The organism is Pseudomonas sp. BF-RE-25 (assembly GCF_019956105.1).
In the GTDB taxonomy this organism is placed as follows: domain Bacteria; phylum Pseudomonadota; class Gammaproteobacteria; order Pseudomonadales; family Pseudomonadaceae; genus Aquipseudomonas; species Aquipseudomonas migulae.
The window spans coordinates 22,984-49,982 of sequence record NZ_JAHBDB010000011.1; the positions used below are offsets into that span (position 1 = coordinate 22,984).

The window sequence follows — 26,999 nt, forward strand, 5'->3', positions numbered from 1 at the left end:
AGCGCATCGCTTTTTGGGGGATTGATGGATCTTTGGACCGCCTTTCAGGCATTGATACTTGGCGTTGTAGAAGGGCTGACGGAGTTTTTGCCCATTTCCAGCACCGGACACCAGATCATCGTGGCCGACTTGCTCAATTTCGGTGGCGAGCGGGCGATGGCGTTCAACATCATTATTCAGCTTGGGGCGATCCTCGCGGTGGTGTGGGAATTTCGCCGCAAGATTTTCGATGTCGTCATCGGTTTGCCGACGCAACCCGGCGCCCGACGCTTTACCGCCAACCTGCTGATTGCCTTCATGCCGGCCGTGGTCCTGGGGGTGATTTTCGCCGACCTGATCCACCATTACCTGTTCAACCCGATTACCGTCGCCACCGCATTGGTCGTGGGCGGCATCGTGATGTTGTGGGCGGAGCAGCGTCAGCATGAAGTGCATGCTGAAACCGTCGACGAGATCACCTGGAAAGATGCCTTGAAAGTCGGCTTCGCCCAGTGCCTGGCGATGATCCCAGGCACTTCGCGTTCAGGTGCGACGATCATTGGTGGTTTGCTGTTCGGGCTGTCGCGCAAGACGGCCACCGAGTTTTCGTTTTTCCTGGCGATGCCGACCATGGTCGGTGCGGCGGTGTACTCGGGCTACAAATACCGCGACCTGTTCGTCCCGGCCGATTTCCCGGTGTTCGCCATCGGTTTTGTCACCGCGTTCATTTTCGCAATGATTGCCGTCCGGGGCTTGCTCAAGTTCATCGCCAGCCATAGCTACGCGGTGTTCGCCTGGTACCGCATTGCATTTGGCCTGCTCATTCTCGCCACCTGGCAGTTTGGCTGGGTTGACTGGACCTCGGTCAAGCCATGAATGACACCCGCGCACGCAACAATCCCGGGCGCCAGTCCGGGGGCGGAATCCAGAACCCACGGCTGAAACTGCTGGTGTTCGCGATGGTGTGTGCGCTGCCGTTGTTCGGCTCGATGTCGTTCTGGCTGCGAGGGGTTTCGCTGATTCCCCTGGCGGCCTATGGCATCGTCAGCGTACTGGCGTTCTTCCTTTATTGGAGCGACAAACGCAAGGCCCGGACCGACCGCTGGCGCACGCCGGAAAACGTGTTGCATGCGGTGGAACTCGCCGGCGGCTGGCCGGGCGCGTTGCTGGCCCAGCAGGTGTTTCGGCACAAGACCCGCAAAGTGTCGTTTCAGTTGCTGTTTTGGGTGATCGTGCTGCTGCATCAAGTGTTCTGGATCGATCAACTGTTCCTGGGCGCCAATCTGGCGCTGCTTTAAAGCAGCAGCCCGACCTGCGTGCGTTTGGGCAGTTTGCTCACCACCAGTTGATGGGAACGTTGCAGCAGTCCTTGCAGTTCTTCACTGCCCAACGGGTAGGGCGCTTGCATGATGATCCACTGGGCCCGGGCCAGATATGGCGCCGGATGAATGCCCGGGCGGTCGCAATGCCCCAGAAACAAGTCCTTGTCGACCTTGAACGCCAAAGAGTCGCCCCGCAGGTTCTGCAGGGCGAACATCTTGTTCCCGGCAATCGAAAACACCCGCACGCCGCCCCATTTGTAATCTTCCCGCGCACCCGGCAGCGCGAGACAGAATTGCGCGACATCCTCTTCGCTCATACGCCCAGCCTTCATATCAGTCGGTCCCCACAGGCATTGAATGATTCGATCAAATGGTCGAGCCAGGCACGAACGGCCGGCATCACCCCGCGCCGATGAGGGTAGACCGCTTGCAGCCAGCCGCCAGGCAAAGACCAGTCGGGCAGTAACTGCACCAGCGCGCCGCTTTCCAGTTCCTGCTCGCAATACATCATCGGCAGCATGGTAAAACCCTGGCCGGCGAGGGTGCAGGCCCTGCGCACGATAAAGTCATCGATGCCCAGTCGCGCTTCGAGCGCGAGTTCATGGCTTTTACCCTGTTGGTCTAGCATGCGGATGTGCACCATGCGGTCCGCTTCCAGTGCGCCGAGCACCGGCAAGCCCTTGAGGTCTTCGGGATGATTGATTGCTCGTCCATGAAGAAAACCCGGACTGGCCACCATCAGCATCTGCGCCTGACGTAGGCGCCGGGTCACCAGCAGCGGGTCTTCATCGCCCGGTTCGCGAACCCGCAACGCGACGTCGACGCCCTCGGTCACCAGATCGACCCGGCGGTTCACCAGCATGACTTCAAGCTGGACATGAGGGTATTTCTCGAGGAATTTGCTGATCACCGTTGGCAACATTTCGTGAGCCAGCCCGACGGGGGCAGACACCCGTAAGCGTCCGCGAGGTTCGCTGGACATGCTGGCCACGGCCTCATCGGCCATCTCGGCTTCCAGCAACATGGCCTGACAGTGGCGCAAATAGCGCTCGCCCACAGCGGTTAGCTTAAGTTGCCGGGTAGTGCGTTGCAGCAGGCGCGCACCCAGGCGTTCTTCCAGTTCGGCGATGCGGCGCGACAATCGTGATTTGGGAATCCCCAGCAAACGCCCGGCTGCCGCGAACCCGCCGGCTTCGACCACTTTGGCGAAGTAATAGAGGTCATTGAGGTCTTGCATGGTTTTAACTCGATTGTTCTATCAGTGAGACGAACTATCGCATTGTTGCGGTCTAATCAGCTATTGGTTTCGTCTGTAGGATTGTCTCCATCAGATCGCCTCGTGGCGGTCCTCACCTGGAGATCCCATATGAAACTGCTGCATATCGATTCGAGCATTCTTGGTGACAACTCGGCTTCCCGTCAGCTGAGCCGCGAAGTCGTCAGCGCCTGGCAAGCTGCCGAGCCGACCGCCATCGTGACCTACCGCGACCTGGCCAGCGATGCCATCAGCCATTTCTCCGCCACGACCCTGGTCGCCGCCGGCACCTCCGCTGAACTGCGCAACGCCGCTCAGCAGCACGAAGCCGAACTGAGCGCCTCGACACTGGCCGAATTCCTCGCCGCCGATGCCGTCGTCATCGCAGCACCGATGTACAACTTCACCATCCCGACCCAACTCAAGGCCTGGATCGACCGCATCGCCGTTGCCGGCCAGACCTTCCGCTACACCGAAGCCGGCCCTGAAGGCCTGTGCGGTGGCAAGAAAGTCGTGATCGTGTCGACTGCCGGCGGCTTGCATGCAGGTCAGGCGAGTGGCGTTGCGCACGAAGAGTATTTGAAGTTGCTGTTCGGCTTCCTCGGCATCACCGACATTGAATTCGTCCGTGCCGAAGGCCTGGCGTACGGTGATGAAGTCCGCACCAAAGCCATGAGCGCTGCTCGCACGCAAATCAGCGAGCAACTGTTCGCCGCCGCGTAAGGCTTGCGTAAAGTTGTAAATCAGCTCGGGCAACACCCCACAAAACTCTGTATTCTGATCCCGCAAGGTCAGATACGGAGTTTTTTGTTTCTGATCATTGCGTAATCTTTCATGTTGTGGCTCAGGTTATGCAGTCGAGGGTTTAACGTCCCCGTTCTGTAACGACCTTGGTGGCCGCAATTGCTGGTACAAGGCCGCTTCCTCGGTAATCGATGGAGAACGGGCTTCCCGGTCAAGTAACAAAGGTGGGGCATCCCATGGTGCGTCTTTGGGCAACGTTACTGATTTGCCTGCTCAGCAGCCTGAATTCAGTGCACGCCGCGCCTGCGCCACATCCTCACTGGAGCGTCGGTTTCCATGAGATGAGTTTTCTCGACCCACTGGACCTGCAACCGATGCGCGCCATCGCGTTCTACCCCTCCAGCGACCGCGAACACTCCAGTAAACTCGAGGGCTACACGGTCGAAGCGGGCGAAGACACCCGCGTCGCCATTGGCCGCTTCCCGATGCTGATGCTGTCCCACGGCAACACCGGAACCCCGCTGGCCCTGCACGACCTCGCCACATCGCTGGCCCGCAAGGGTTTTGTGGTGGTGGCGGTGATCCATCCCGGCGACAACTCCAAAGACCACAGCCGCCTCGGTACCTTGAGCAACTTGTATGGGCGGCCGATCCAGATTTCCGAAGCTATTACCGCGACACTGGGCGACCGTATGCTCGCACCGTTCGTCAATGCCGATCAGGTGGGGGTGATCGGTTATTCGGCCGGCGGGGAAACGGCGCTGATTCTGTCGGGGGCGACGCCGGATCTGGATCGTCTGCGTCGCTATTGCCAGGAGCGTCCGGACGACCACGATGCCTGCAACACCCAGGGTGAACTGATTGTCGACCGTGATGACCTGCAACCGGTGGCGGATCCCCGGGTGCACGCGCTGCTGCTGATGGCGCCGTTGAGCCTGAAGTTCGGCCGCCATACCCTGGCCGACGTGCATGTACCGGTGCTGCTGTACAGCGGTGACGGCGACAAACTGGTGGCCTTCGACAAAAACGCCGCGGCGCTGGCGCGCAAACTGCCGACCGCACCGGACTTCAAGCTACTGGCCGGGGCAGGGCACTTTGTGTTCATGGCACCGTGCAACGAAGAACAGATCAGGGCGATGCCGGCGCTGTGCACCGATGCCGATGGTGTCGATCGCGAGGACATTCACCGCAACATGATCTCCGAAGCCGGGCGCTTCTTCTCCCACGCACTGGGCAAACCGACCCGCGCCGGCATGCAAACCGCCGATCAATAGGTCTCACGCCACACCTGTAGGAGCCGGCTTGCTGGCGATGGCGTCCTCGGAATCGCCATCGCCAGCATGGGTTGAAATGATCAGGCTATAGCGCGGCGTTTCAGTAGCAGGGTCAGGGCCAAGCCGGTGATCGACAACATTGCCGCACTGAAGAAAATCCACGAATACCCCAGGTTCAACGCCACTGCGCCCATCAGCGGTCCGGCAATCGCCAGCGCCAGATCGAAAAACACCGCGTAAGCACTCAAACCCGCGCCGCGACTGGAGTTGGGCACCTGTTTAATGGCTTCTACCCCCAACGCCGGGTACACCAGCGACAGGCCAAACCCGGCCAGACCCGCGCCAATCAGGGCGAAACCGGTCGACGGCGCGAGCCACAGCAGCACCAGGCCCGCTGTTTCAATGCTCATGCAGACAATCGCCGAGGTGAATCCACCAAAACGACTGATGCTGGAAATGAACAGCAGTCGCGCCAGAATGAAGCAGACACCGAACACCGTCAGGCAGTACGCGGCGCCGGTCCAGCCACGGTTCACGTAATACAGGGTAATAAAGGTGGTCAGCGTGCCGTAGCCGATCGACGCCAGGCTCAAGCTCGCGCCGAACGGCGCAATACGCCCGAACACCGCCCAGAACGGCAGGCGTTCGCCGCGAACCACTGGCACCGAAGGTTTATTGCGGATCAGCAGCAGCGCCAACGCAGCCAACAATGACAGCGCGATGCCCAGGCTGGCAAAACCATACGCGGCCACCATCACGACGCCCAATGGCGCACCGATTGCGATGGCGCCGTAGGACGCGATGCCATTCCACGAGATCGAGCGCGCGGTGTGTTCCGCGCCGACCTGGCCCATGCACCAACTGATGGTGCCGACGCCGATCAAGCCCTGCGCGATGCCCAGCAACAAACGGCCAGCGATCAGGATCAACAGGCTCGTCAGCGGAAAGCTTTGCAACAGCGTCGAGAGCAACGTCAGCACGCCGCTCAGGACAATCCCCGTCAACCCGTAAACAATCGATCGTTTCGTGCCGATGCTGTCCGACATTCGCCCGGCCATCGGGCGGCTGAGCAGGGTGGCGAGGTATTGCGAACCGATGGTCAGCCCTGCGACGACCGCGCTGAACCCGAGCTGTTCGTGGACATAACCTGGCAACACCGCAATCGGCAGGCCGATGCAGAGGAAGGCAATAAAGGTATAGAAAACGATGGAGACGATCTGCAGGGTGATCGCCATGGAGCTTTGCGGTGGCAGTTGCTGCGCAGACATGAGGGCTCGTTCGCGGGCGGCGGTGGGAGAGGTCCATCATGGCGCGGGTGTGGAATAAAAGAAAGCAGGCTAACGATCAAACATCGCACCTTCCTGACTTGGAATACGGACTACTGTAGGAGCCGGCTTGCTGGCGATGGCGATCTCGAGGACGCTATCGCCGGCAAGCCGGCTCCTACAGGGACCGGTTACCGCAGGCTCAAGCTTTTTGATCCTGAAATGCAAAAAGCCCCGTCACATGGACAGGGCTTTTCATTTATAGCGAACGCTTAGAACACAACGCCTTGGCTACGCAGGTAATCGTCATAAGTACCGCTGAAGTCGATCACGCCGCTAGGGCTCAACTCGATGATGCGGGTGGCCAGCGACGATACGAACTCACGGTCGTGGCTGACGAAGATCAGCGTGCCCGGATAGTTCTCCAGCGCCAGGTTCAGCGCCTCGATGGATTCCATGTCCAAGTGGTTGGTCGGTTCGTCCATGATCAGCACGTTCGGCTTTTGCAGGATCAGCTTGCCGAACAGCATGCGACCTTGCTCACCACCGGAGATGACCTTGACCGACTTCAGAATCTCGTCGTTGGAGAACAGCATGCGGCCGAGGGTGCCGCGAACCAGTTGCTCGCCGCCCTGGGTCCACTGGCCCATCCAGTCGAACAGGTTGCAGTCGTCTTCGAAGTCGTGCGCGTGGTCCTGGGCGTAGTAGCCCAGTTCCGCGGCGTCGGTCCACTTCACGGTACCGGCATCCGGGGTCAGTTCGTTGACCAGAGTACGCAGCAGGGTGGTTTTACCGATACCGTTCGGGCCGATGATCGCAACGCGCTCGCCAGCTTCAACCTGGAAGCTGAAGTCCTTGAACAGTGTCTTGCCGTCGAAGCCTTTGGCCATGCCCTCGACGATGACCGCTTGACGGTGCAGCTTCTTGGTTTGTTCGAAGCGGATGAACGGGCTCACACGGCTCGAAGGCTTGACTTCGGCCAGCTGGATCTTGTCGATCGCCTTGGCGCGGGAAGTGGCCTGCTTGGCTTTCGAGGCGTTGGCCGAGAAGCGGCTGACGAACGATTGCAGTTCCGAAATCTGTGCCTTCTTCTTGGCGTTGTCCGACAGCAGTTGCTCGCGGGACTGGGTCGCCACGGTCATGTACTCGTCGTAGTTGCCCGGGAACAGGCGCAGCTCGCCGTAATCCAGGTCAGCCATGTGGGTGCACACGCTGTTCAGGAAGTGACGGTCGTGAGAGATGATGATCATCAGGCTGGAGCGCTGGGTCAGCACGTTTTCCAGCCAGCGGATGGTGTTGATGTCCAGGTGGTTGGTCGGTTCGTCGAGCAACAGTACTTCAGGATCGGAGAACAGCGCCTGCGCCAGCAATACACGGAGTTTCCAGCCTGGGGAAACCTCGCTCATCGGGCCAAAGTGCTGCTCGATGCCGATACCCAGGCCCAGCAACAGTTCGCCGGCACGGGATTCGGCGGTGTAGCCGTCCATTTCGGCGAATTCGGTTTCCAGCTCGGCCACGGCCATGCCGTCTTCTTCGGTCATTTCCGGCAGCGAGTAGATGCGGTCGCGCTCGGCTTTAACCTTCCACAGTTCTTCGTGACCCATGATCACGGTGTCGATCACGGTGAATTCTTCGTAGGCGAACTGGTCCTGGCGCAATTTACCCAGACGCACGTTCGGCTCGAGCATGACCTGACCGCCGGAAGGCTCGAGGTCGCCACCGAGGATTTTCATGAAAGTGGACTTGCCGCAGCCGTTGGCGCCGATCAAGCCGTAGCGGTTGCCCGCGCCGAATTTGACCGAAACGTTTTCGAATAGCGGCTTGGCGCCGAACTGCATCGTGATGTTAGCTGTAGAGATCAAAGGTTTTTCCTGCGAAGCATTCAGAGTAGCTAGGGTTGCGGCAGTACCGATTCAGTACCCGTTTCCGGTATTCAAACCACGGGAAATACATCCCGATCAGAAGCGGAAGGTCCATCTGGCAATAAGTGGACAGCAGCAGTTGGAGCGCTTGGCCCGAGTCGAAGTGCGCTGAGACGGGGTTCATTCCCGTCATCAACCAAGGGGGGCGCGTAATGTTTGGCGGCGATTGTACTGGTCTGGCTCTTTAAACGATAGGGCGTTTAGGCCGCACGGATGCTTTGGCGGTACAAGTGGACAGATTTTCACACCTGAATGCTAACCATTTGTTACAAGCCGTGGCTAAAATGCCATCTTTCAACCGGGTGCCGGCCACGGGGATGCTCTAGGACGCGCCTCAGGGACGCTGTTTCGTATTCAGACGCTGCACAAGACCCTTGGGCCGTAGGGCCTGTCAGGGGTCGCAGTTTGTTCACTTCTGACGTGTGACGATTTCCGTGAAACTCATCATTGCCGCTATTTATGTTGTATCGATTGCGTACGTCCACCTGCGCGGTCAGGTGCGCCACAAGCTGGGCCGCCAACTGAGCGATCACTCGACGTTTCTCGCGCCGATCAATTGCTTCCTGTACCTGTTCTCGAAAATCCCCAACAAACCGTATCTCGATCCGGCCGACTTCCCGGACCTGAGCCCGTTGCAGACCCATTGGGAAGAAATCCGCGCCGAAGGTCAGAACCTGCTCAAGGCGGGTGAGATCAAGCGCTCGAACCAGTACGACGACGTCGGCTTCAACTCGTTCTTCAAAACCGGCTGGAAGCGCTTCTACTTGAAGTGGTACGGCGACAGTCATCCTTCGGCAATGAAGCTCTGCCCGCGTACCACCGAACTGGTGCAGAGCATCGGTTCGATCAAGGCGGCGATGTTCGCCGAACTGCCGCCCGGTTCGAAACTGGTACGTCACCGCGACCCGTATGCCGGTTCCTACCGTTATCACCTGGGCCTGGAGACGCCGAACGACGCCGGCTGCTACATCAACGTCGATGGCGAGAATTATCACTGGCGTGACGGTGAAGCGGTGATGTTCGACGAAACCTTCATTCATTACGCCGAAAACACTACGCAGCAGAACCGCATCATTTTGTTCTGCGACATCGAGCGCCCCATGAAGTATCGCTGGGCAGCGGCGTTCAATGGCTGGTTCAGCCGCAACGTGATGTCGGCGGCGGGCGCGCCGAACGAAGTGGGCGACAAGACGGGTGGCATCAATCGACTGTTCACCAGAATCTACAAGATTCGCCTGCGCGGCAAAGCGTTGAAGAAGCGCAACCGCACACTCTATTACCTGGAGAAGTGGGCGATTTTTGCCGGGTTGCTGGCGATTTTTGTCTGGATCTGATTGAGGCGCCGCGGCTGTCCATGGCCCGGCGCAAAGTTTTCAGCGGCGTACAAGCCAGTCCTGGCAGGGGAACAACTTCGTGTTACATGGTTTTGGTTAACAAATCCGAACCTCGGGCGTAGCGTGCTATCGAAGGCTGTATCACCTCGAGAGGCTGGCCATGAACCGATTAGCGTTTGGCATCATCACGATGGCATTGACTGGCGTCCTGAGCCATCTGGCCCAGGCCGACATCCGGTTGCCCACATTCCCGATGCTGTTGGCCCAGAGCCCGACGGGCGCCACCAGCAATCCTTACAACAGCCCGATTCGCCGGGCCAACCCCAATAGCATGCAAGGCACACAACCCAGTGCACCGGCCATCCGCGGGCCGAACACGGTTCCCGTTCCGCGGCCACCGACGCTGGACAACGGCGGCATTGGCAACCGCTATCCCCAGGATCGGTCGGCGCCTGTCAGCCCACCGAAATTCATCCCTAATCCACCCCCTCGGGACGCAGGCACCAGCAACCGTTGAGCAGCAGGACGCACGTCTTGCCAGCCATTCAGACGACAAAAGGAATCGTGCATGTTGCGTAAAACCCTCCTAGCCACCGTTTGCGCCAGCGCCCTGATCAGCACCGCCGCACCCGTTATCGCGGCACCCGCGCAAGCGCTGAAAAGTGAACAGGGCACTCTTGAGGTCACGCCCATCGCCAAGGGGCTGGATCATCCGTGGGCCTTGGCGTTTCTGCCGGATCGCCAAGGGATGCTGGTGACCGAACGGCCCGGCAACCTGCGCGTGGTCAGCGTCGACGGCAAACTTTCGGCACCGCTCAGTGGCGTGCCGAAGGTCTGGGCCAAAGGGCAGGGCGGTCTGCTCGACGTGGTGCTGTCGCCCGATTTCAAACAGGACCGCACGGTCTATCTGTCCTACGCCGAAGGTGGCGGCGAGGGGGGCAAGGCCGGCACGGCGGTTGGTCGTGGGCAACTGTCGCAAGACCTGACAGCAATCAAAAATTTCAAAGTGATCTTCCGTCAGGAGCCCAAACTCTCGGTCGGCAATCACTTTGGTTCGCGACTGGTGTTCGACCGTGACGGCTACCTGTTCATCACCCTCGGCGAGAACAATGACCGGCCAACCGCGCAGGACCTGGACAAGCTGCAAGGCAAGGTCGTGCGGATCTACCCGGACGGCACGGTGCCCGACGACAACCCCTTTGTCGGCCAGGCGGGCGTGCGTCCGGAAATCTGGTCGTATGGCCAGCGCAATCCACAAGGCGCGGCGCTCAATCCCTGGACCGGCGTGCTCTGGGAAAACGAACACGGCCCGCGTGGCGGTGACGAGATCAACGTCATCGAACGTGGCAAGAATTACGGCTGGCCGCTGGCGACCCATGGCATCAACTACTCCGGTCAACCGATCCCGGAAGCCACGGGCAAGACCGCCGTAGGCACTGTTGCGCCGCGCCACGTCTGGGAAAAATCTCCCGGCCTGAGCGGCATGGCGTTTTACGACGCCGACCGCTTCAAGGCGTGGCAGCACAACGTGTTCATCGGTGCACTGGTCAGTCAGGAGTTGATACGCCTGCAGTTGGACGGCGACCGGGTGGTTCACGAAGAGCGTTTGATGGGTGAGCTGAACAAACGCATCCGCGACGTGCGGCAGGGGCCGGACGGGTATTTATATGTGCTCACCGATGAAGATGATGGCGTGTTGTACAAGGTCGGGCTGATGTAAAAATCATGCACCGCCATCGCGAGCAGGCTCGCTCCCACATTTGACCGCAATCTAATGTGGGAGCGAGCCTGCTCGCGATGGCGGCGGTAGACACAATATAAATGCATTGATTACTCACGGCGATAAAGAATCACCGCCGCCCGCAACTTGCCGCGCCCGAAACTGCACATCTTCTCGAACTCCCCATGGCTGACCGGCAAATGCTGGCAGTCCATGGGCTGACGATGCTGGCTATGGTCGACATCCGGGTCGTGCAAGTACACAAACTCTTCATCGCAATCGGTGACGATCACCCAGTGCGGCGACTTGGAGCGGGTCAGCCGATAACTGCTGATCAGCACCAGCGGCTGTCCGCCGTCGCTCAGTAACCGAGGCAGGTCCAGTGGACCACCGAGTACCTGTTCGACGTCAGTCGTTACTAACTGAGCCATGAACTCCTCGTGCACCAGGCGCATGACGTCTTTTTTATGCTCATCGCGCACGCCATCGAGAAACAACGGCCCGGCCATGCTCACTTGCAGGCGCACACGAAACCCGCGTCGCGCCGCCGCCAATGCCAGACCTTGAGGGCTGCACCCGCCGTGGCCAGAGGTCATGAACACGGTGGTCGCCTCGCGCCAGATCTGCAGTTCTTCGCGGCGCTCCAGCACACGACCGGTTTGCAGCGCACCCATGGCCATCAACAGGCATGCCGGGCCGCAGGTGAAATCGGTGGTCTGGGCGTACCAGGGCACGTTGATATTGCGCGAGTCACGGTGTTGAAGGATGCGTTTCTCCAGGCGCAGCGCATCGGCATGGTCCTGGTAATAATCATGGATCAGCGCGAAGCGCCGGTAACCGTTGCGCTCATACAGGGCGATGGCGGCAGGGTTGTCGATGCGCACTTCCAGCCGCAGGTACGCGCAGTCGTGTTCCAGGGCGCAGGCCTCGATGCGTTCCAGCAATTGCTTGCCGAGCCCACTGCCGCGAGCCTGTTCGGCGATGGCAATCGAGTAGAGCCGCGCCAGCGATGTGCCCCGGTGAAACAACACCAACGCGTAACCCAGCAATTCCTCGCCACGCTGGGCCACCAGCAGTCGTCCGTGAGCGCGGGTGATCATCCATTGAAAGCTGCGGCTGGTGAGCCGGTCCGTGGTGAAACATTGCTGTTCGAGTGCCTGCAACGCGGGTAAGTCTTCAACTACCGCCAAGCGAAAGACAGGATTCATATGACCGCCGTAAAAGTTGCGTAACGAAACGGGACTTTCGAAAAAGTTCGTGCTTAATAGGAAAGGTCTTGTTCTCCAACGGATCAATTACTATGTCAGCGGTACAAGGTCATTGGCGCGAAGTATCCGAGCAAAGTTTGCCGGCAGCAACTTATTTAAATGACACGGTTAGAACTTCAAGTCAGTTGATTATCATCGTCGAACGCAAGGAAGACTGGGCGTCCTACTTCCCCAGCGAAGACATCGTCACGGCTCAGGAATACCTCGAGCAGACCCGCGACAACGAGCAGGGCAAACGGGTCCAGGTGATCAACCTGTGCCGCAGCTACAAGTACCTGGGGCACGGTTATTACTGCTCGCTGCTGGCCGAGGCGCGGGGGCACAAGGTTATTCCATCGGTGCGCACCATCAGCGAACTGACGCGCAAAGCCCTGTACGGCCTGGCGCTGGATGACCTGGATAAAACCCTGGAAAAAGCCCTCAGTCATCACCTTTACAGTGATACCGAAGGTTTTACCCTGACCCTGTATTTTGGCAAGACGCATATAGAGCCATTGCAGGATTTGGCGCGGCAGTTGTTTGAAGTGTTTCCGTGCCCGATATTGTTAGTTGAGTTTCGCCGAACTAACGGCTGGCACATCGAAGGGATAAAGTCTGGCGCCCTGCATAAGTTGCGCGAAGATCAGGAAGATCAGTTCGCCCACTCACTCGACACGTTCAGCCGCAAGATCTGGCGCGTGCCACGGTCGCGACGCCTGGCCCGTTATGACCTGGCGATCCTGCACGATCCGCAGGAAGCGTTGCCGCCGTCCAATCCCAAGGCGCTGGAAAATTTCGTACGCGTGGGCAAGACCTTGGGCATCGACGTGGAGCTGATCGAGCGCAAGGACTACGCACGCATCGCCGAATACGACGGGCTGTTGATCCGCGAGACTACAAGCGTCGACAACCACACCTACCGTTTCGCGAAAAAAGCCGAGAGCGAAGGGCTGGTGGTGATGGATGACCCGGCATCGATCCTGCGCTGCACCAACAAGGTCTACCTGACCGACCTGCTCAACAGCCATCAATTGGGCATGCCCGCCACCGAAATTCTCTACAAGGAGCGACCGGAAGACTTCGAACGGGTCGGCGAGCGCCTGGGTTTTCCGCTGGTGTTGAAGATTCCCGACGGTTGTTTCTCCCGTGGCGTGATCAAGGTCGAAAGCCAGCAAGCCTTGCTCGAAGCGACCGCCGAACTGTTCGAACACTCGGTGCTGTTGCTGGCTCAGGAGTTTTTCTACACCGAGTACGACTGGCGCATCGGCGTGCTCAACCGCAAACCGATCTTTGCCTGCCAGTACTTCATGTCCAAGGGCCATTGGCAGATCTACAACCACAAGGCCAAGGGGCAGAACATCAACGGCGAGTGCCGTACCCTGGCGGTTCACGAAGCACCGCGTGCGGTGGTGGAGCTGGCGGTGAAAACCGCGAACCTAATCGGCGACGGCCTCTACGGCGTCGACCTCAAACAGTCCGGCGACAAGGTGGTAGTCATCGAGGTCAACGACAACCCGAACATGGACGCCGGTATCGAAGACGCGTATCTGCAGGACGATTTGTACTCGCTGGTGCTGGAAGAGTTCGTCCGCCGACTGGAACTCAAACGCCGCGGCCAGGCCTGGTGATCGGCCGATGATCAAGAGCTTCCAACTGACCCACGGCGTGCTGCATGCGGTCGAACGGCTGGACGCCGAAGTGATGCTGTTCAGCAACCCCGATGCGGCCGAGCGCGACTTGCTGCACAGCCATTTCAAACTCGATGAACACGCCCTGGCGTCGGCGCTGGACCCCGATGAGGTATCGCGCATCGAGTTTCACCCCGACAACCTGTTCCTGATCTGGAAGCGCCCGGAGAATTATTCCGGTGCCGGCAGCCTGGCTTTTGAAGTGTCGTCCTGCGGTTTGCTGTTTTCTACCCAGCGTTTACTGGTGATCGCCACCGACGATTCGCCGCTGCATGGGCTCGGCACCCGGCAGAAACTGAACACGCCGCTGGATGTGTTGCTGGATCTGCTGTTCAACAACATCCATCACTACCTGGGCCACCTCAAGGTGATCAAGCTGGTTGCGCGGGAGTTGCAGCAGAAATTCAACGCGTCGATGCAGAACCAGCACCTGATCCAGATGTTCAACCTCAGCGAAAGCCTGATCTATTACATCAACGCGATACACAGCAACGGCGCGGTCTTGACCCGGCTGCGCAACCACGCGGAAAAGGAGCACTTCGGCGCCGAGGCCATCGGCCTGATCGACGACCTGATCATTGAAAACAACCAGTGCTACAAACAGGCGGAAATCTATTCCACGGTGTTCTCCGGGCTGATCGACGCCCGGGGCAACCTGATGAACAACAGCATGAACAACCTGCTGCGCAAACTGACGCTGATCAACGTGGTGTTCCTGCCGCTCAATCTGATAGCGAGCATCGGCGGCATGTCCGAGTTCAGCATGATGACGGCGGGGACGCCGTGGTGGGTGTCGTATCCATTGTTTTTGACGGCGATGATGCTAGGGGCGGGAGTGATGGTGATGGGGTTGCGGCGGTTGGCCAAATGATGTGGTGAATGTCAGGCCGCCATCGCCGGCAAGCCGGCTCCTACAGTGGCGCGCACCACTTGTAGGAGCCGGCTTGCCGGCGATGGCGGCCTCAACTACACCACAAACTTCAGATCAGTAATCGCGAGCAGGCTCGCTCCCACAAGGGGCCGGGTTGAACTCAGGTTGCCTGTTCAACACAAATCTCCTGTAGGAGCCGGCTTGCTGGCGATGGCGCCCTCAACACCCACACACTCAGGATCAGACTTCTTGCGTGGCACCCACGGACCTCTTCCGATCCTGCAACCCCCGAACCACCAGATACAACAACGGCCCAATCGACACAAAAATCGCGGTGAGCAATAAATAGGGAATGACGGACAATGCCGACTGCCCACGCTTGCGCGCATCGCTGTACATCCACACCCCGGCCAGCGTCGCCAGCAGATAAAGATCAATCACCACCTGCGCGGTATCAGGTCGCGACATCAGGCTGATGCCGAATTCGATCAACGATTGTTCCGCCTGGAGCATCACCGCAACGGTGTAGCCAGCGAAGGCGAGCAGGGCAATCAGGGGCAGGGCGACAGACTTCATGATTTCCTTCCTTGGACGATGAGCAGAACAGCGAGCCTACACAGGCCGGGAAAATTTGGCCATTGACTTGCCTGCCATGCCCGGCTAATTTCCAGCCATGACTTCCACCGTATTGCGCTGCCAGCCAAGCATTATTACCGCCATTCCTTATTTGGCGGGCTAGCTCACGACTGCAGCACCCAACCCGCCCTAGAGGCGGGTTTTTACTTTCTGTCTCTTGGGTTCTGATCAACGTCAGGAGACGACCATGAACAGCACACCCGCCCAGCAGAGCTTGCTTGAGCATTACGTCAAAAAGATCCTCGCCGCGCCGGTGTACGAACTGGCGGTACGCACGCCGTTGCAAGCCGCGCCGGCGCTGTCCGAAGCCCTGGGCAATCAGATTCTGTTGAAACGCGAAGACTTGCAGCCGACCTTTTCCTTCAAGATCCGTGGCGCCTACAACAAACTGGTGCAATTGAGCGATGAGCAGAAGGCGTGCGGTGTGATCACCGCCTCGGCAGGCAACCATGCCCAAGGCGTGGCGCTGGCGGCGCGTGAATTGGGGATTGCCGCGACCATCGTCATGCCCGCCACAACGCCGGAACTGAAGGTGCTCGGAGTGCGCAGTCGCGGTGCCGATGCCGTGCTGCACGGGGAGAGTTTTCCGTTTGCCCTGGCGTACGCCTTGAACCTGGCAGAACAAACCGGCCGCACCTTCGTTTCGCCCTTCGACGACCCGGACGTGATCGCAGGGCAGGGCACGGTCGCCATGGAAATCCTCCGTCAGCACCAAGGAGCGCTCGACGCGATTTTCGTGCCGGTGGGCGGTGGCGGCCTGATCGCGGGCATCGCCGCGTACGTCAAATACCTGCGACCTGAAGTCCGCATCATTGGCGTCGAGTCGGAACATTCCGCGTGCCTGCGCGCCGCCTTACAGGCAGACGAACGTGTTGTCCTGTCCAACGTCGGTACGTTCGCCGATGGCGTCGCCGTCGCTCAGATCGGCGCTTATGGTTTCGAGGTTTGCCGGTTTTGCGTGGATGAGGTGCTGACCGTCAGCAACGACGAACTCTGCGCCGCCATCAAGAACATCTACGACGATACTCGCTCGATCACCGAACCTTCCGGTGCGTTGGCCGTTGCGGGAATCAAGAAGTACGTGGCGCAGACTGGCGTGCGTGGTCAAACGCTGGTGGCCATCGATTCCGGCGCCAACATCAACTTCGACAGCTTGCGCCACGTCGCCGAACGCGCCGCGCTGAGCGAAGCCCTAGTGTGAGCAGACAGCAGGGGGCCAACCAATCCCCAATCCCTGTAGGAGTGAGCCTGCTCGCGATAGCGGTCTGTCAGTCAACATCAATGTTGACTCTTAAGACGCCATCGCGAGCAGGCTCGCTCCTACAGGATCCGGGTTATTCCTGAATCGCTTTTTCAACCTTGCCTGACGCCGACCAGATCCGATAGCGCACTTCTACGTCCTTCGGCACATACAGCACGATCGGCAGCTTGCTGTTGTAACGCAACCTGAAGCCGTCACCGACCACCGGGACGAAGTCCTGTTTGCTCTTGCCATCCGGGCAGGCCATCAGCGTGCTCATCGGGCCGATCACTTTTTCCAGTCGGTAGAACGGGTAGCCCCAGCCTTCGAGGTTTTTCTCCTCGAGCATACCGCCCAGGCGTTGGCGATTGCAGTCAGCGGTCAAGGTCTTGCCAGCGAGAATTTCGACCTGGTAGTTGTCTTCACCGGCTTGCGGGGCGAGGTGAATGACCTGGCGGGTGAAGCCGTTTTCGGCTTTGGGAAACGGTGCAACGTCTTCGAGTTTCGCCGCGTGAACAACGGTCGATAGCCCGGCAACAATCAGGCCGACGGTAGTGATTCGGGTCAATGAACCCATGATGCCTCCTTGCGTGTGAGTAGGGTCAGCGGATGTTAAAGGGAGTGGCCGCATTTTTACTGCCATGGGCGGCCAATGCAAACCCGGACTCATCAGGTTGCAATTTGCAGGGGCGAGAACCTGCGTTCATGCAGACTGCATGAGTCCATTTACTTGAAGACACATTAAACCTTTGAATTACCGATGAGCTGCACGGCGAAATCCGGGGCATGTTTTATGCTTCATCTGGTCCTGAAGCTGGCCGCGAATGAGTTGAGTCGGCATTGATAGCTGATTGGCAATCTCACATAAGGAGAGGGTCGCCATGTTTCTTTCTGCCTTGGAACTTCGCAACATCATCGAAAGCAGTTTTCTGCCGAAACGTTGTCAATGCACGCTGACGCCCGACCTGTCGATGAGCATCAAGGTGTATGCCGACGGCCAGACCGATCAAGTGGATCTATTGGTCACTGGCATAGACGCCAGCACACTCAATGGCTGCCGGGAAATCAATGACCTGATTGCCGAGCTGCGCACCGAAATTCAGCATCGGGCAGCGCTGCAGACGCTGCATCCCGACCGGCAAGCGCTATAAGCCAATCCTGTAGGAGCAAGCTTGCTCGCGATGGACGTGAACGATAACGCGTATTTTCTGAACAAACTCGTTATCCGAACGTTTTTCGCGAGCAAGCTCGCTCCTACAGAAAAGCATGAGTGTCGCGTTATCAATTCTGATAACTGCACGCATCCGACCATTTGCGATACGAGATCTCTGCGGGTTTGCCCGACGTATCGATGTACTTCATCTCAGCCGTAATGACTTTGCAGTCCAGCGTCGTAGGTTCGGTCAGCGCAACCACCTTGGCCACGTGCAGCGGCATCCCGTATTCGTAGGGCACGGCTTGTGAGGAAGTGGTGTCGTCGGCCTGGGCAAGCCCGGTAAACCCGGTGCAGGCGAGGGCAGCGGTAACCAGCAAAATGCGCGTGTTCATGAGCAATCTCCGGTGCGGACGGAACGAGAGTTCGACGTAGTGAACGTCGAACCTGCCGCACTGGGCGTCAGAGGAACCTGAGGGCGTGCGGTCCAGTAAAGTCTTGGACCGCAGGGTTAAGCAATGGTTAACCCGGCTGAATGCCGCCTGTCGTAAGGGACGATTCTGTCAGGCGTTTCGTTGGGGTGAAAATCTTCGGTAGCTTCGGCTTCGTCCTACAAGGATGGATGCTTTGTCGACTTTCGGCTGATGGGGCGTAGCGATTACTGTTTGGGCTCGCTGCAAAATCAGCGAACAGGTTTGGTCACCTGATAATGCCCCCACATGTGCCCTCATTCGCACTACGAACTTCTATGTCTCGTATTGCGTTGTAATGGCGGCTGTGTGCGGGACGCCTTCGGGCGAGCCGATTTGGGCGTTATCGGTTGACCAAGCCTGTACACAGCCGCCTCCCATCGTTTGGTCACGGTGCTGGCGATTACTAATTAATGTCCGAGTAATTACTATGCATACGTTAAATCCGTTCCCCGATCGCTACCGTTCAATCAAAAGCAGCGTCACCGACTCAACGCCTCTGGTCATCGACACCGAAGCCAACCCCCAAGACATCCTCGAAGCCGCCCTCCAGCGCATCCGCGCCTCCAGCGAGCTACTTGAAACACTCCACCTCCAATGTTTCAAAGACGGCGACGTCCAGGACATCCCCCACATCACGCACGCTCTTTACCTGCTGACGCAGGACGGTTGCGACTTGCTCAAGGTTGCGCAGCAACGGATGCTGGGCTGGAAGGCGCCTATCTGACGTCGTAGCTGCAAACATGAGCCTGCCTCCCGTGGGCAGGCTTCGAAGGCCGCCAACCACCATTCGGCGGGCGCGGGCATTTTGCTTAAAAGCCGTTCCAAGACTTGTTGATACTGCTCCACATCCATGGCATCGCTATATTTGGGGATGAGATAGGCCTTACCCTTTCGATCCCGTTTGGCGCAGGCTACGAAGTAGAAATCAGATTTCTCCCTGGGTGGCCTACAGAATCCGGCTTCAGCGTTGCGCTCAACAGCATGAACAACATAGCCCTGCAATTGAACATGCACCCACGCAAGCGTTTTGATTTTAAATCCCGAAAAGAAACTATGGGCTAAGTGATGCAAGAGTCCATGTGTATACGGTATGACACCCCTAAGCTAAGTCAATAACCGGGTTGCAGTCAGCTCCAGCATCCGTCCTCGATCCGCTATTGAATAGTTCGAAATACTTTCTATTTCGAATGATTATAAAAAACTGTCAGAACTTACAGGTGTCAGGTTTCACCCTGCGCCGTAGAGTTAAGCCACATCCAAATCAAAAGAGCGTTTTAATTATGCCTTACTCTCAAACATCGTTCGCTAAGATCGCCGTCGGATCCCATATCGAAATTAGTGCACCAACCAAGACGAGTGGCCCGTTCGCTTCGGCTGATAGTACGGAAGTAACCATAGCCTGGAGCGATAACACGTCCAAAAGATTCAAGTATGCCGACATTAACAATGTGCTCCTTGGCACGGGTTTCGAGCAGGAGCTGCTGAAGCCGGATGGCAGCACACAACCTAGGATCATTAGAGATCGCCCCTTCTCTGAATTCTCTGAAGATGAGCGTGGCTTCCGCAAACTGCAGTAGACCTACCCGTAAGCAACACGTCGATAAGGTCGCGAAGGGGTCGACCGTAATTGAATAGATCAAAGTTTTCCCGTCAGTTCGGTATAAGTAGGGAAACCCTCTATCGGTACCTTCGCACGGATACTGATATATGCCGCGCCGCTCGATACTCTCGGTCACTACCGGAAGCCAGGACGATCTGATCCGCTACGACAGCTTCAACGAATGACCGTCAAAGCAGGCAGCAACAGCATCTGGTTGACCTGGCTGCGACAGTCACCGTTGAAACCAAATTCGCGGCACTGACGGAGCGCATTGAGCGGCAAGAGATCTTCCAGCTGGCGGCCTTGCCCGAAGGGCTCGACCGGCACATTCACCAGATCCAGCGCCCGCAGACGCTGGATTTTTTATGGAAGTGGCGTCGCGTCAAGGCTTGGAGGCGTGCAGTTGTATCAACGACTCACCCTTCGAGATCACTGGAAACTCGTCCAACTCTAGAGGAAGCCCATTCTTTCCGTAGCTCAAATATTTGTGCGAACTTTCATTACCCGTATTCTCAAAGATCACCTGCGCTCCCTGCGCGGAAATTTTTATCCAGCTAGGACGGTTCCTTTCGGCGAAATCAATACGTTGGATTTTCCCGTCCGTTGAATCGAAATAGAACAAAGCACCTTGCAGATAGTTAGAAGTGAACTCGCCCGACACCACCAGTACGTTTGTATTTTTTTGATCTGAAGCACATTGCCATTGCACTTCGCTTCCTCGAGATGCCTCAGCATCGTCGTATATAAACCGGGTGATTTGGCCATAGCGGGTTTTGTAAATATAGGAATCGATGATTGGCGAGCCACGCAGCAGCGAAATCGTGTGTTGTGATCCTGCCAGTTCACAATCGATCATCGTTTGAAACGGTGGTTGAGCCGCCGATACCTGAGCGCAAAAAATGACTAGCCCAATGCCAGGCACAATATTCTTCATTTGATCCCGCCACACTGGACTAAGAGGCCGAGCGGTCGAGTCAAATCCCGTTCGCTGGCCCTTTAAGTATCCGCTCGCCGTAACTGTTTTAGTGAACCGTCTTCGCCTGCACCACATTCCCCGCACGATCCTGATCGGCAGGCGTCGGCACCACCGGCGGCAACTGAGCAATCCCCGTGCCCGCACCCGGCGCTCCACCCGAGTTCGCCTTCACCTCAGCCCCACTAATCGTCACACCACCCGCATCGACCTTGACGAAACTCCCGCCAGCCTTCGCCGTCAGTTCCATCCCGCCTTCAACCACCACTTTATTACCCGCGTGGTAGTGAATCTCCTCACCAGCCTCAACAAACTGCGCCGTCCCAACCTTCACGTGCTGGGTTACACCCACCGTAAGGTGATCATCCGCCCGCGCTTCAGTCTTGCGGTCCAGATGCGTGATCCGATGCTCTTCAACCTTGAACTCGCTAAACACCTTCGCCTCGACCGTGTCGTGCCGCTCATTGCCGATGCGGATTTTCTGGTCGTGTTCGATGTTTTCGTCCCAGTCGCGCTGGGCATGCAGGTAGATCTGTTCCGCGCCTTTTTTGTCTTCGATGCGGAATTCGTTGTAGCCCTTGCCGCCCGGTGAGCTGAGGGTCTTGAAGGTGCTGCGGGTTTTGTTCGCCGGCAGGTCGTAGGGGACGACGTTTTCCTTGTGGTACAGGCAGCCGGTGACCAGCGGTTGGTCGGGGTCGCCTTCGAGGAAGGTGACGAGCACTTCCATGCCGACACGCGGGATGGCGATGCCGCCATAGGCGCTGCCGGCCCAGCCGGTGGCGACGCGCAGCCAGCAACTGGTGTTGTCGTTGGCCTGGCCGTCGCGGTCCCAGTGGAATTGCACTTTGACGCGGCCGTACTCGTCGCAGTGGATTTCCGAGCCGGGCGGGCCGGTGACGATGGCGGTCTGGCTGCCGAGGACTTGCGGTTTCGGGTGTTCGAGGGCAGGGCGGTAGTGCGCGTCCCACGGCGTGGCGAGGAAGCGGTTGCGGTAGCCCTGGTGGAAATCGTCTTTGTTGTGGGTGACGTCGCTGGTGACGTTGGCGCCGAGCACTTGCGGTTGCTTGCCTTCGTGGACCACTTCCAGCAGCAGCCAGAGGTCGTTCCATTCGGCGCGCGGGTGTTCGCTCAGGGCCATGAAGTGACCGCTGACCAGCGTCGGCTGGTCGCCTTTGCCTTCCGCGAGTTTGTAGTCGCTGCGGTGGCGTTCGAGGGCGCGGGTGGCCAGTTGCTTGCCACGGGCACGGTCGGTGAAACGGCCGGGGTAATCGTAGTCTTCGAGGTCTGGAGCGAACGCACTGGAAGCGGCGCCTTCAGGCAGGATGCGCGGTTTTTCGAAGTCGTAATCGCGGCGGCTGACGCGGCTGGTGCGGGTTTCCAGGCGCAGGTTGAAGCGCTTGATCACCGGCTTCTCGGCGGCCATGCCCGAGTCTTGCTGATAGGCCACGGGCGCCAGTTTGCGGAACACCGTCTGGTCATCGCCGAACACCAGTTTGTGGCCGTTGCTGCTGTGCTGGAAGTGAAAGTGAATGCCTTCTTCTTCGCACAGGCGCTGGATGAAATGCAGGTCGGATTCGTCGTACTGCACGCAGTAGACGCGCTCCGGATAGATCGCGCCGAGCTGGAAGTCATAGGCGTCGGCCAGAATGCCGCGGGCCTCAAGGACCTGGGCGATGATCTTCGGCACCGTCAAATGCTGGAAAATCTGCTGGTCATGGTTGTGGCGCAGGTAGGCCAGTTGCGGCACCAGGCTGATGCTGTAGCGGGTCAGGCTTTTGCCGGAGTCGCCTTGCTCGATGCGATAGACCAGGCCGTGAATGATGCCTTCGCCGGTGGCGCCGAAGGTCAGGCAGCCGGGCTTGTGCAGCAACTCTTCGAGTTTCAGGTCGGGGCGCGCGCTGACCAGTTCGATGTCAAAACAGAAGGGCTGATTGAGGGCTTCGCGACCGACGAAACTGAGTACCTGAAGGTCAGCGGAAACGCCTTCCAGCGTGAGGGAAATATGGATTGCGTTTGCGTCCAGCATGCCTTGAATTCCGTCCTTTGGATAAGCAGGAGCGGATGGTGCAGGATTAAACCGCCTCGTTCAAGGCGCAAATGCCGTAGATGAGGGCGTGCCCCGGCATCAGGAAAACCCCTAATGGCACGGTTTCGACCAATAAACACAGGGGCTCTTTGCCTGCGGGCTCATCGATCAATTGCCCCCCGCTGGTCAGCGCCGTGCCAGAACAGGGAGTCATTTTCCGACTAAAGTCGTCTGTAGCCGGTAAAAGCCTTCTGCCATCATTGCCGCTCACCCCCGTGTGTCGCCTTCATCCTGGCCAGTTCCTGGTCCGGGGCGAAGCTATTTTCTGGCTTATTGCGCCTTGCGCAAACGCTGCACTGTTGGAGCTTTTTCATGCGTCCCCCTTTTCAACTCATCACCGCGCGCCAGTCACTCGGCTTCGGCGCTTTAGTCCTGTGCGCCGGTTTTACCGTCCAGGCTCAGGCGAGCGGTTTTCTCGATGACACCACGGCGAAGATCGAATCGCGCACGGTGTATTTCAACCGTGATTTTCGTGATGGTCATACGTCCACCGAACAGGGCGCGTCCAAGCGCGAAGAGTCGGCGCAGGGCTTCATTCTCAATCTGCAATCGGGTTACACCGAAGGCACCGTCGGCTTCGGTATCGATGCGCTGGGCATGCTCGGGTTCAAACTCGATTCCAGCGCCGACAGCAGCAACAGCGGCTTGCTGCCATCGTCGGGTGAAAACCCGCGTGGCTCGAAAGACCAGTACGCCAAACTCGGGCTGACCGCCAAAGTGCGCGTCTCCGACAGCGTATTGAAGTACGGCGCGCTGCTGCCGGATGTGCCGTTGCTCAAGTACAACGACGGGCGTTTGCTGCCGACCATGTTCAACGGAGCGCTGCTCACCTCTAAAGAGATCAAGGACCTGACGTTCATGGCCGCGCGCCTGGACCAGTACACCGCCCGGGACTCGACCGACTCCCAGGACATCCGCGTGCACTGCAAGAACAAGCGCTACGCCTGCAACGTCACCGCTGATCACTTCGACATGTACGGCTTCGACTACAAGATCAATGAGCACCTGACCGCGCAGTATCACTACGCCGAGCTGGAAGACATCTATCGCCAGCACTTCGTGGGTTTGCTGGCCAGTCAGCCGCTGGGTGAGGGCGTGCTCAAGGCTGATCTGCGCGTGCTCAAGAGTGACGACAGCGGCGCCGAGCGTGCCGGCTCCATCGACAACCGCGCACTGAGCGGCATGCTCGCGTACGCCATCAGCGGCCACACCTTCAGCGCCGGTTGGCAGCGCATGAACGGCGACAACTCGATGCCGTACCTGGATGGCACCAATCCGTACCTGGTGAACTACGTGCAGGTCAATGACTTCGCCGCCGCGCAAGAGCGTTCGTGGCAACTGCGTTATGACTATGACTTCAAGTCGATTGGTATCAACGGCCTGAGTTTCCTGACCCGTTATGTGAACGGCGACCACATCAAAGTGCTTGGCAGCGATCAGGAAGGGAAGGAGTGGGAGCGCGATAGCGAGCTCAAGTACGTGGTGCAAAGCGGGACGTTCAAGGATGTCAGCCTGCGGCTGAGGAACGCGACATACCGGACCAACTACGAGAAGTTTGCCCGGGATGTGGATGAGACGCGGTTGATTGTGAGTTACAACTTTTCGGTGTTGTGACAGGGAGGCCGCCTTCGCGGGCAAGCCTCGCTCCTACAGGTTCTATGGCGCGACACCAACCCTGTAGGAGCGAGGCTTGCCCGCGAAGAGGCCCTCACATTCAGCCAAGATCCAACTGCTGCCGATACGGCAAATCCGGCCCGGTCTTGCTGCACGTCAAAGCCGCCGCTTGCACCGCAAACTTCAACATCCCGTCAATCTGCTCGCGCGCCAGCGATTGCACGCCCTCGACCGAATCCAGCTGCTGCTCGGTCAGCCAGGTAATCAACGCCGCCTGGAACGTATCGCCAGCCCCAACGGTGTCGGCAATCTTCACCGGACAGGCCGGCACCGACCACGAACCGTGATTGCGGCTAAACACCGTCGCACCTTCGCCGCCACGGGTCAGGAATACCACCTGACAGCGATGCTGCAACCAGCCTTCAATCACCCGCTGCGGATCCTGCCCTGGATACAACAGGCTCAGGTCCTCATCGCTGACTTTGATCAAGTCGGCCAGCTCCACCAGCGTCGCAACCCGTGAACGCCACAGCTCGATGTTCGGTTCAGGATTGAGCCGCACGTTCGGATCAAGGCTGATCAGGCGCTTGCCACTTTCCCGCTGCACCAGGGCGAGCAACGTGTCGGCAATCGGCTGCACCACCAGCGAGAACGAGCCAATGTGCAAGCCGCGCACCTCTGGCCCCAGTTCCGGCAAATGCTCCGGTTTCAACTGCCGATCCGCGCAACCTTCACCACGGAAACTGTACTGCGGTGAACCATTGGCGCCGACCGCGACCATCGCCAGGGTGGTCGGTGCAGCGAAATCCACCAGGTAATCCGGGCGTACGCCTTCATCTTGCAGCACCTGCTGCAAACGCCGGCCCAGGTAGTCGGTCGACAACCCGGCAAACAGCGCCGCGTCCACGCCTAAACGGCGCAAACCCACCGCCACGTTGAAGGGCGAGCCGCCGGCAATCGCCTTGAAATTCACTTTTGAAGCCAGGCCGCTGGCGTCGTCTTCACTGAAGAAATCGAACAGCGCTTCGCCACACACCAGATACATAGTTGTTCACTCTTTAAAGGGTTGCGACATGCTGTTGATAGCGTTCATAGGCCTGCTGACAGGCCGTTACATTCTCTGCAATCGGCAGGGTTTCGCTCGCCGGATCGAGCTTCACGCAGCGCTCGCACAAGTCCGCGAGGCTGTCTTCGTGGCCGTTTTCCCAGGATTTGCACCATGCCGCCTGAATCGCCGCGCCGAGGGCGGCGGCTTCGCTTTGTTCGGTGCAGATCACCTTGGTGTTCATGATGTCGGCGACAATCTGGCGCCACACCGGGCTTTTCGAGCCGCCGCCGATCAGGCAGATGGTGCGGCTTTGTAAGCCATTGTGGCGCAGCAGGTCCAGCCCATAACGCAAACCGAAGGTCGTGCCTTCGACCACGGCGCGGCACAAATTGGCTTGCGTCAGGTTGGTCATGGTCAAGCCCAGCAAGCTGCCGGTGGCGTGGGGCAGGGCGGGGACGCGCTCGCCGTTGAGAAACGGCAGCATGCTCACACCTTCGGCGCCGATCGGTGCTTGCGCGACGAGGGCGTTGAACTGCTCGATATCCAGCTCGAACAAATCGCGAATCACCCCGGTGGCATTGGTCAGGTTCATGGTGCAGATCAGCGGCAACCAGCCACCGCTGGAGGAACAGAACGTCGCGACCGACACGTCAGCGCTGACGGTCGGTTGATCGGCATAGGCGTACACCGTACCCGAGGAACCGAGGCTCATGGTGATCGCGCCGGGCCGGATGTTGCCGGTGCCGATGGCGCCCATCATGTTGTCGCCACCGCCGCTGGACACCAGCGCCTTGGGGTTGATGCCCAGGTGCTCGGCGATGCCCGGCAGGATCGTGCCCACCGCTTGATGGGCGTCGATCAGCTCCGGCAGCGCCGCTTGCAAGCGACCGCTGGGATCAATGTCGCGCAGCAGCTGCAAGTCCCACTGGCGGGTGCGCACGTTGAAATAACCGGTGCCCGAGGCATCGCCGTACTCGCTGCAACTGCGGCCGGTCAGCCAGTAGTTGAGGTAGTCGTGGGGCAGCAGGATGCGCGCGATCCGGGAAAAAACCTCCGGGTGCTGTTCTTTGGTCCAGAGCAGTTTTGAAACGGTGTAGCCCGGTGCGATGACCACGCCGAGGCGTTCGAGCGAGCCTTTTTCACCGCCAATGTGCGCCAGTAGACGGTCGTTCTCCGGAGTGGATTCGGTGTCGCACCAGAGCTTGGCGGGGCGCAGTACCTGGCCTTGATCGTCGAGCAGGACCAGGCCGTGTTGCTGACCGGAAACGCCGATGCCGAGGATGTCCTGACCGTCGACGTTTGCCGCGATCAGCGCACGACGCGTGGCGGCAGTGAATGCTTCCAGCCATTGCGAGGTGTCCTGCTCGCGACGGCCATTGGCGCTGCTGATCAATGTGTGTGCGGCGGCGCCTTGGCCGAGGACCTGACCGCTTGCGGCATCGAGGATGATGGCTTTGGTGCCTTGGGTGCCGCAGTCGATGCCGAGGAATAGTTGTTGGTTTGGCATGGTAAATCCTTGGTGTGTCAGGTCTCTCTCGGTGAAGCTATCGCGAGC

26 protein-coding genes and 1 pseudogene are annotated in these 26,999 nt (G+C 58.8%); 14 read left to right on the top strand and 13 right to left on the bottom strand.

Features of this window, described 5'->3' with window-relative positions; translation table 11 throughout:
- Nucleotides 1-24 precede the first annotated feature (24 nt).
- Together KGB24_RS05810 and KGB24_RS05815 are read left to right on the top strand one after the other, a co-directional pair.
- Nucleotides 25-855, top strand: a complete 831-nt coding sequence (locus KGB24_RS05810) for an undecaprenyl-diphosphate phosphatase (protein WP_223414247.1) — start codon at nt 25-27, stop codon at nt 853-855.
- Nucleotides 852-1,277: a DUF1294 domain-containing protein gene (locus KGB24_RS05815; RefSeq protein WP_008029882.1), complete on the top strand. Its 426-nt coding sequence runs from the start codon at nt 852-854 to the stop codon at nt 1,275-1,277. Before KGB24_RS05810 ends, KGB24_RS05815 begins: the two co-directional genes overlap by 4 nt.
- Here the strand turns inward: KGB24_RS05815 and KGB24_RS05820 are convergent.
- Nucleotides 1,274-1,633, bottom strand: coding sequence for an MmcQ/YjbR family DNA-binding protein (locus KGB24_RS05820; RefSeq protein ID WP_192227109.1), 360 nt, complete (start codon nt 1,631-1,633; stop codon nt 1,274-1,276). The genes KGB24_RS05815 and KGB24_RS05820 overlap by 4 nt on opposite strands.
- The gene (locus tag KGB24_RS05825; protein ID WP_008029879.1) at nt 1,630-2,538 is read right to left on the bottom strand and encodes a LysR substrate-binding domain-containing protein; all 909 of its coding nucleotides are present in this window, start codon (nt 2,536-2,538) and stop codon (nt 1,630-1,632) included. The genes KGB24_RS05820 and KGB24_RS05825 overlap by 4 nt, the downstream gene beginning before the upstream one ends.
- A gap of 129 nt (nt 2,539-2,667) precedes the next feature.
- Here KGB24_RS05825 and KGB24_RS05830 point away from each other — a divergent pair, with 129 nt between their 5' ends.
- Together KGB24_RS05830 and KGB24_RS05835 are read left to right on the top strand one after the other, a co-directional pair.
- Complete coding sequence (locus KGB24_RS05830; RefSeq protein WP_008029877.1) at nt 2,668-3,279, top strand: FMN-dependent NADH-azoreductase; 612 nt, start codon at nt 2,668-2,670, stop codon at nt 3,277-3,279.
- A 257-nt stretch (nt 3,280-3,536) separates the two neighbouring features.
- On the top strand, nt 3,537-4,574 hold the full coding sequence (locus KGB24_RS05835; RefSeq protein WP_223451619.1) for an alpha/beta hydrolase family protein: 1,038 nt from the start codon (nt 3,537-3,539) through the stop codon (nt 4,572-4,574).
- Between the two features lie 80 nt (nt 4,575-4,654).
- Here the strand turns inward: KGB24_RS05835 and KGB24_RS05840 are convergent, their stop codons facing one another.
- Both KGB24_RS05840 and KGB24_RS05845 read right to left on the bottom strand, forming a co-directional pair.
- The gene (locus KGB24_RS05840) at nt 4,655-5,842 is read right to left on the bottom strand and encodes an MFS transporter (protein WP_223414249.1); all 1,188 of its coding nucleotides are present in this window, start codon (nt 5,840-5,842) and stop codon (nt 4,655-4,657) included.
- A 269-nt stretch (nt 5,843-6,111) separates the two neighbouring features.
- Complete coding sequence (locus tag KGB24_RS05845; RefSeq protein ID WP_008026595.1) at nt 6,112-7,701, bottom strand: ABC-F family ATPase; 1,590 nt, start codon at nt 7,699-7,701, stop codon at nt 6,112-6,114.
- Between the two features lie 494 nt (nt 7,702-8,195).
- Between KGB24_RS05845 and lpxO the strand changes: the two genes are divergently transcribed.
- The 3 genes from lpxO (at nt 8,196) to KGB24_RS05860 (ending at nt 10,815) form a co-directional block, all read left to right on the top strand.
- The gene (gene lpxO, locus KGB24_RS05850) at nt 8,196-9,095 is read left to right on the top strand and encodes a lipid A hydroxylase LpxO (RefSeq protein WP_223414250.1); all 900 of its coding nucleotides are present in this window, start codon (nt 8,196-8,198) and stop codon (nt 9,093-9,095) included.
- 160 nt (nt 9,096-9,255) lie between these two features.
- Entirely contained in the window at nt 9,256-9,612 is a 357-nt protein-coding gene (locus tag KGB24_RS05855; RefSeq protein WP_223414251.1) for a hypothetical protein, read from the top strand.
- A gap of 51 nt (nt 9,613-9,663) precedes the next feature.
- Nucleotides 9,664-10,815 (top strand): PQQ-dependent sugar dehydrogenase, encoded by a 1,152-nt coding sequence (locus tag KGB24_RS05860; protein ID WP_223414252.1) that lies wholly within the window; start codon nt 9,664-9,666, stop codon nt 10,813-10,815.
- Nucleotides 10,816-10,925: 110 nt separating this feature from the next.
- Here KGB24_RS05860 and KGB24_RS05865 read toward each other — a convergent pair whose 3' ends face one another.
- Nucleotides 10,926-12,023, bottom strand: coding sequence for a peptidase C39 family protein (locus KGB24_RS05865; RefSeq protein ID WP_223414253.1), 1,098 nt, complete (start codon nt 12,021-12,023; stop codon nt 10,926-10,928).
- Between the two features lie 92 nt (nt 12,024-12,115).
- On the opposite strand from KGB24_RS05865, the gene KGB24_RS05870 reads away from it, so the two are divergent.
- Together KGB24_RS05870 and KGB24_RS05875 are read left to right on the top strand one after the other, a co-directional pair.
- Nucleotides 12,116-13,690, top strand: a complete 1,575-nt coding sequence (locus KGB24_RS05870; RefSeq protein WP_223414254.1) for a RimK family protein — start codon at nt 12,116-12,118, stop codon at nt 13,688-13,690.
- A 7-nt stretch (nt 13,691-13,697) separates the two neighbouring features.
- Nucleotides 13,698-14,621, top strand: coding sequence for a magnesium transporter CorA family protein (locus KGB24_RS05875; RefSeq protein WP_008026585.1), 924 nt, complete (start codon nt 13,698-13,700; stop codon nt 14,619-14,621).
- A gap of 240 nt (nt 14,622-14,861) precedes the next feature.
- Here KGB24_RS05875 and KGB24_RS05880 read toward each other — a convergent pair whose 3' ends face one another.
- Complete coding sequence (locus tag KGB24_RS05880; RefSeq protein WP_008026584.1) at nt 14,862-15,197, bottom strand: DUF2834 domain-containing protein; 336 nt, start codon at nt 15,195-15,197, stop codon at nt 14,862-14,864.
- A gap of 247 nt (nt 15,198-15,444) precedes the next feature.
- On the opposite strand from KGB24_RS05880, the pseudogene ilvA reads away from it, so the two are divergent.
- A pseudogene (gene ilvA / locus KGB24_RS05885) lies at nt 15,445-16,446 on the top strand (threonine ammonia-lyase, biosynthetic); the annotation flags it as partial.
- 145 nt (nt 16,447-16,591) lie between these two features.
- Here the strand turns inward: ilvA and eco are convergent.
- The gene (eco, locus tag KGB24_RS05890; protein ID WP_223414256.1) at nt 16,592-17,074 is read right to left on the bottom strand and encodes a serine protease inhibitor ecotin; all 483 of its coding nucleotides are present in this window, start codon (nt 17,072-17,074) and stop codon (nt 16,592-16,594) included.
- Nucleotides 17,075-17,378: 304 nt separating this feature from the next.
- Here eco and KGB24_RS05895 point away from each other — a divergent pair, with 304 nt between their 5' ends.
- A complete protein-coding gene (locus tag KGB24_RS05895) occupies nt 17,379-17,648 on the top strand; it encodes a DUF1652 domain-containing protein (protein WP_008026579.1) in 270 nt (89 codons plus the stop codon).
- A 130-nt stretch (nt 17,649-17,778) separates the two neighbouring features.
- On the opposite strand, the gene KGB24_RS05900 is transcribed toward KGB24_RS05895, so the two are convergent.
- Nucleotides 17,779-18,045 carry a DUF2790 domain-containing protein gene (locus tag KGB24_RS05900; RefSeq protein ID WP_008044241.1) on the bottom strand — a complete coding sequence of 89 codons (267 nt, stop codon included), beginning with the start codon at nt 18,043-18,045 and terminating at the stop codon, nt 17,779-17,781.
- Nucleotides 18,046-18,550: 505 nt separating this feature from the next.
- Between KGB24_RS05900 and KGB24_RS05905 the strand changes: the two genes are divergently transcribed.
- Nucleotides 18,551-18,847: a hypothetical protein gene (locus KGB24_RS05905; RefSeq protein WP_223414257.1), complete on the top strand. Its 297-nt coding sequence runs from the start codon at nt 18,551-18,553 to the stop codon at nt 18,845-18,847.
- Between the two features lie 903 nt (nt 18,848-19,750).
- Nucleotides 19,751-19,882 carry a helix-turn-helix domain-containing protein gene (locus KGB24_RS29350; RefSeq protein WP_223414259.1) on the top strand — a complete coding sequence of 44 codons (132 nt, stop codon included), beginning with the start codon at nt 19,751-19,753 and terminating at the stop codon, nt 19,880-19,882.
- 15 nt (nt 19,883-19,897) lie between these two features.
- On the opposite strand, the gene KGB24_RS29355 is transcribed toward KGB24_RS29350, so the two are convergent.
- From KGB24_RS29355 to KGB24_RS05925, 3 genes are all read right to left on the bottom strand, one after another.
- A complete protein-coding gene (locus KGB24_RS29355) occupies nt 19,898-20,056 on the bottom strand; it encodes a hypothetical protein (protein WP_411736642.1) in 159 nt (52 codons plus the stop codon).
- A 49-nt stretch (nt 20,057-20,105) separates the two neighbouring features.
- The gene (locus KGB24_RS05920; protein ID WP_223414375.1) at nt 20,106-20,657 is read right to left on the bottom strand and encodes a hypothetical protein; all 552 of its coding nucleotides are present in this window, start codon (nt 20,655-20,657) and stop codon (nt 20,106-20,108) included.
- An 88-nt stretch (nt 20,658-20,745) separates the two neighbouring features.
- Nucleotides 20,746-22,722, bottom strand: coding sequence for a type VI secretion system tip protein VgrG (locus KGB24_RS05925; protein ID WP_223414260.1), 1,977 nt, complete (start codon nt 22,720-22,722; stop codon nt 20,746-20,748).
- A gap of 372 nt (nt 22,723-23,094) precedes the next feature.
- On the opposite strand from KGB24_RS05925, the gene KGB24_RS05930 reads away from it, so the two are divergent.
- On the top strand, nt 23,095-24,396 hold the full coding sequence (locus KGB24_RS05930; protein ID WP_223414261.1) for an OprD family porin: 1,302 nt from the start codon (nt 23,095-23,097) through the stop codon (nt 24,394-24,396).
- A 100-nt stretch (nt 24,397-24,496) separates the two neighbouring features.
- Here KGB24_RS05930 and KGB24_RS05935 read toward each other — a convergent pair whose 3' ends face one another.
- Nucleotides 24,497-25,441: a carbohydrate kinase family protein gene (locus KGB24_RS05935; protein ID WP_223414262.1), complete on the bottom strand. Its 945-nt coding sequence runs from the start codon at nt 25,439-25,441 to the stop codon at nt 24,497-24,499.
- Nucleotides 25,442-25,454: 13 nt separating this feature from the next.
- On the bottom strand, nt 25,455-26,951 hold the full coding sequence (gene xylB / locus KGB24_RS05940; protein ID WP_223414263.1) for a xylulokinase: 1,497 nt from the start codon (nt 26,949-26,951) through the stop codon (nt 25,455-25,457).
- Nucleotides 26,952-26,999 lie beyond the last annotated feature (48 nt).

Bases quoted from the DNA above. Each gene is read 5' to 3' on its own strand.
- KGB24_RS05810 (WP_223414247.1), top strand. From the start codon at position 25: ATGGATCTTTGGACCGCCTTTCAGGCATTGATACTTGGCGTTGTAGAA.
- KGB24_RS05815 (WP_008029882.1), top strand. From the start codon at position 852: ATGAATGACACCCGCGCACGCAACAATCCCGGGCGCCAGTCCGGGGGC.
- KGB24_RS05820 (WP_192227109.1), bottom strand. From the start codon at position 1,633: ATGAAGGCTGGGCGTATGAGCGAAGAGGATGTCGCGCAATTCTGTCTC.
- KGB24_RS05825 (WP_008029879.1), bottom strand. From the start codon at position 2,538: ATGCAAGACCTCAATGACCTCTATTACTTCGCCAAAGTGGTCGAAGCC.
- KGB24_RS05830 (WP_008029877.1), top strand. From the start codon at position 2,668: ATGAAACTGCTGCATATCGATTCGAGCATTCTTGGTGACAACTCGGCT.
- KGB24_RS05835 (WP_223451619.1), top strand. From the start codon at position 3,537: ATGGTGCGTCTTTGGGCAACGTTACTGATTTGCCTGCTCAGCAGCCTG.
- KGB24_RS05840 (WP_223414249.1), bottom strand. From the start codon at position 5,842: ATGTCTGCGCAGCAACTGCCACCGCAAAGCTCCATGGCGATCACCCTG.
- KGB24_RS05855 (WP_223414251.1), top strand. From the start codon at position 9,256: ATGAACCGATTAGCGTTTGGCATCATCACGATGGCATTGACTGGCGTC.
- KGB24_RS05860 (WP_223414252.1), top strand. From the start codon at position 9,664: ATGTTGCGTAAAACCCTCCTAGCCACCGTTTGCGCCAGCGCCCTGATC.
- KGB24_RS05865 (WP_223414253.1), bottom strand. From the start codon at position 12,023: ATGAATCCTGTCTTTCGCTTGGCGGTAGTTGAAGACTTACCCGCGTTG.
- KGB24_RS05870 (WP_223414254.1), top strand. From the start codon at position 12,116: ATGTCAGCGGTACAAGGTCATTGGCGCGAAGTATCCGAGCAAAGTTTG.
- KGB24_RS05875 (WP_008026585.1), top strand. From the start codon at position 13,698: ATGATCAAGAGCTTCCAACTGACCCACGGCGTGCTGCATGCGGTCGAA.
- KGB24_RS05880 (WP_008026584.1), bottom strand. From the start codon at position 15,197: ATGAAGTCTGTCGCCCTGCCCCTGATTGCCCTGCTCGCCTTCGCTGGC.
- eco (WP_223414256.1), bottom strand. From the start codon at position 17,074: ATGGGTTCATTGACCCGAATCACTACCGTCGGCCTGATTGTTGCCGGG.
- KGB24_RS05895 (WP_008026579.1), top strand. From the start codon at position 17,379: ATGTTTCTTTCTGCCTTGGAACTTCGCAACATCATCGAAAGCAGTTTT.
- KGB24_RS05900 (WP_008044241.1), bottom strand. From the start codon at position 18,045: ATGAACACGCGCATTTTGCTGGTTACCGCTGCCCTCGCCTGCACCGGG.
- KGB24_RS05905 (WP_223414257.1), top strand. From the start codon at position 18,551: ATGCATACGTTAAATCCGTTCCCCGATCGCTACCGTTCAATCAAAAGC.
- KGB24_RS05920 (WP_223414375.1), bottom strand. From the start codon at position 20,657: ATGAAGAATATTGTGCCTGGCATTGGGCTAGTCATTTTTTGCGCTCAG.
- KGB24_RS05925 (WP_223414260.1), bottom strand. From the start codon at position 22,722: ATGCTGGACGCAAACGCAATCCATATTTCCCTCACGCTGGAAGGCGTT.
- KGB24_RS05930 (WP_223414261.1), top strand. From the start codon at position 23,095: ATGCGTCCCCCTTTTCAACTCATCACCGCGCGCCAGTCACTCGGCTTC.
- KGB24_RS05935 (WP_223414262.1), bottom strand. From the start codon at position 25,441: ATGTATCTGGTGTGTGGCGAAGCGCTGTTCGATTTCTTCAGTGAAGAC.
- xylB (WP_223414263.1), bottom strand. From the start codon at position 26,951: ATGCCAAACCAACAACTATTCCTCGGCATCGACTGCGGCACCCAAGGC.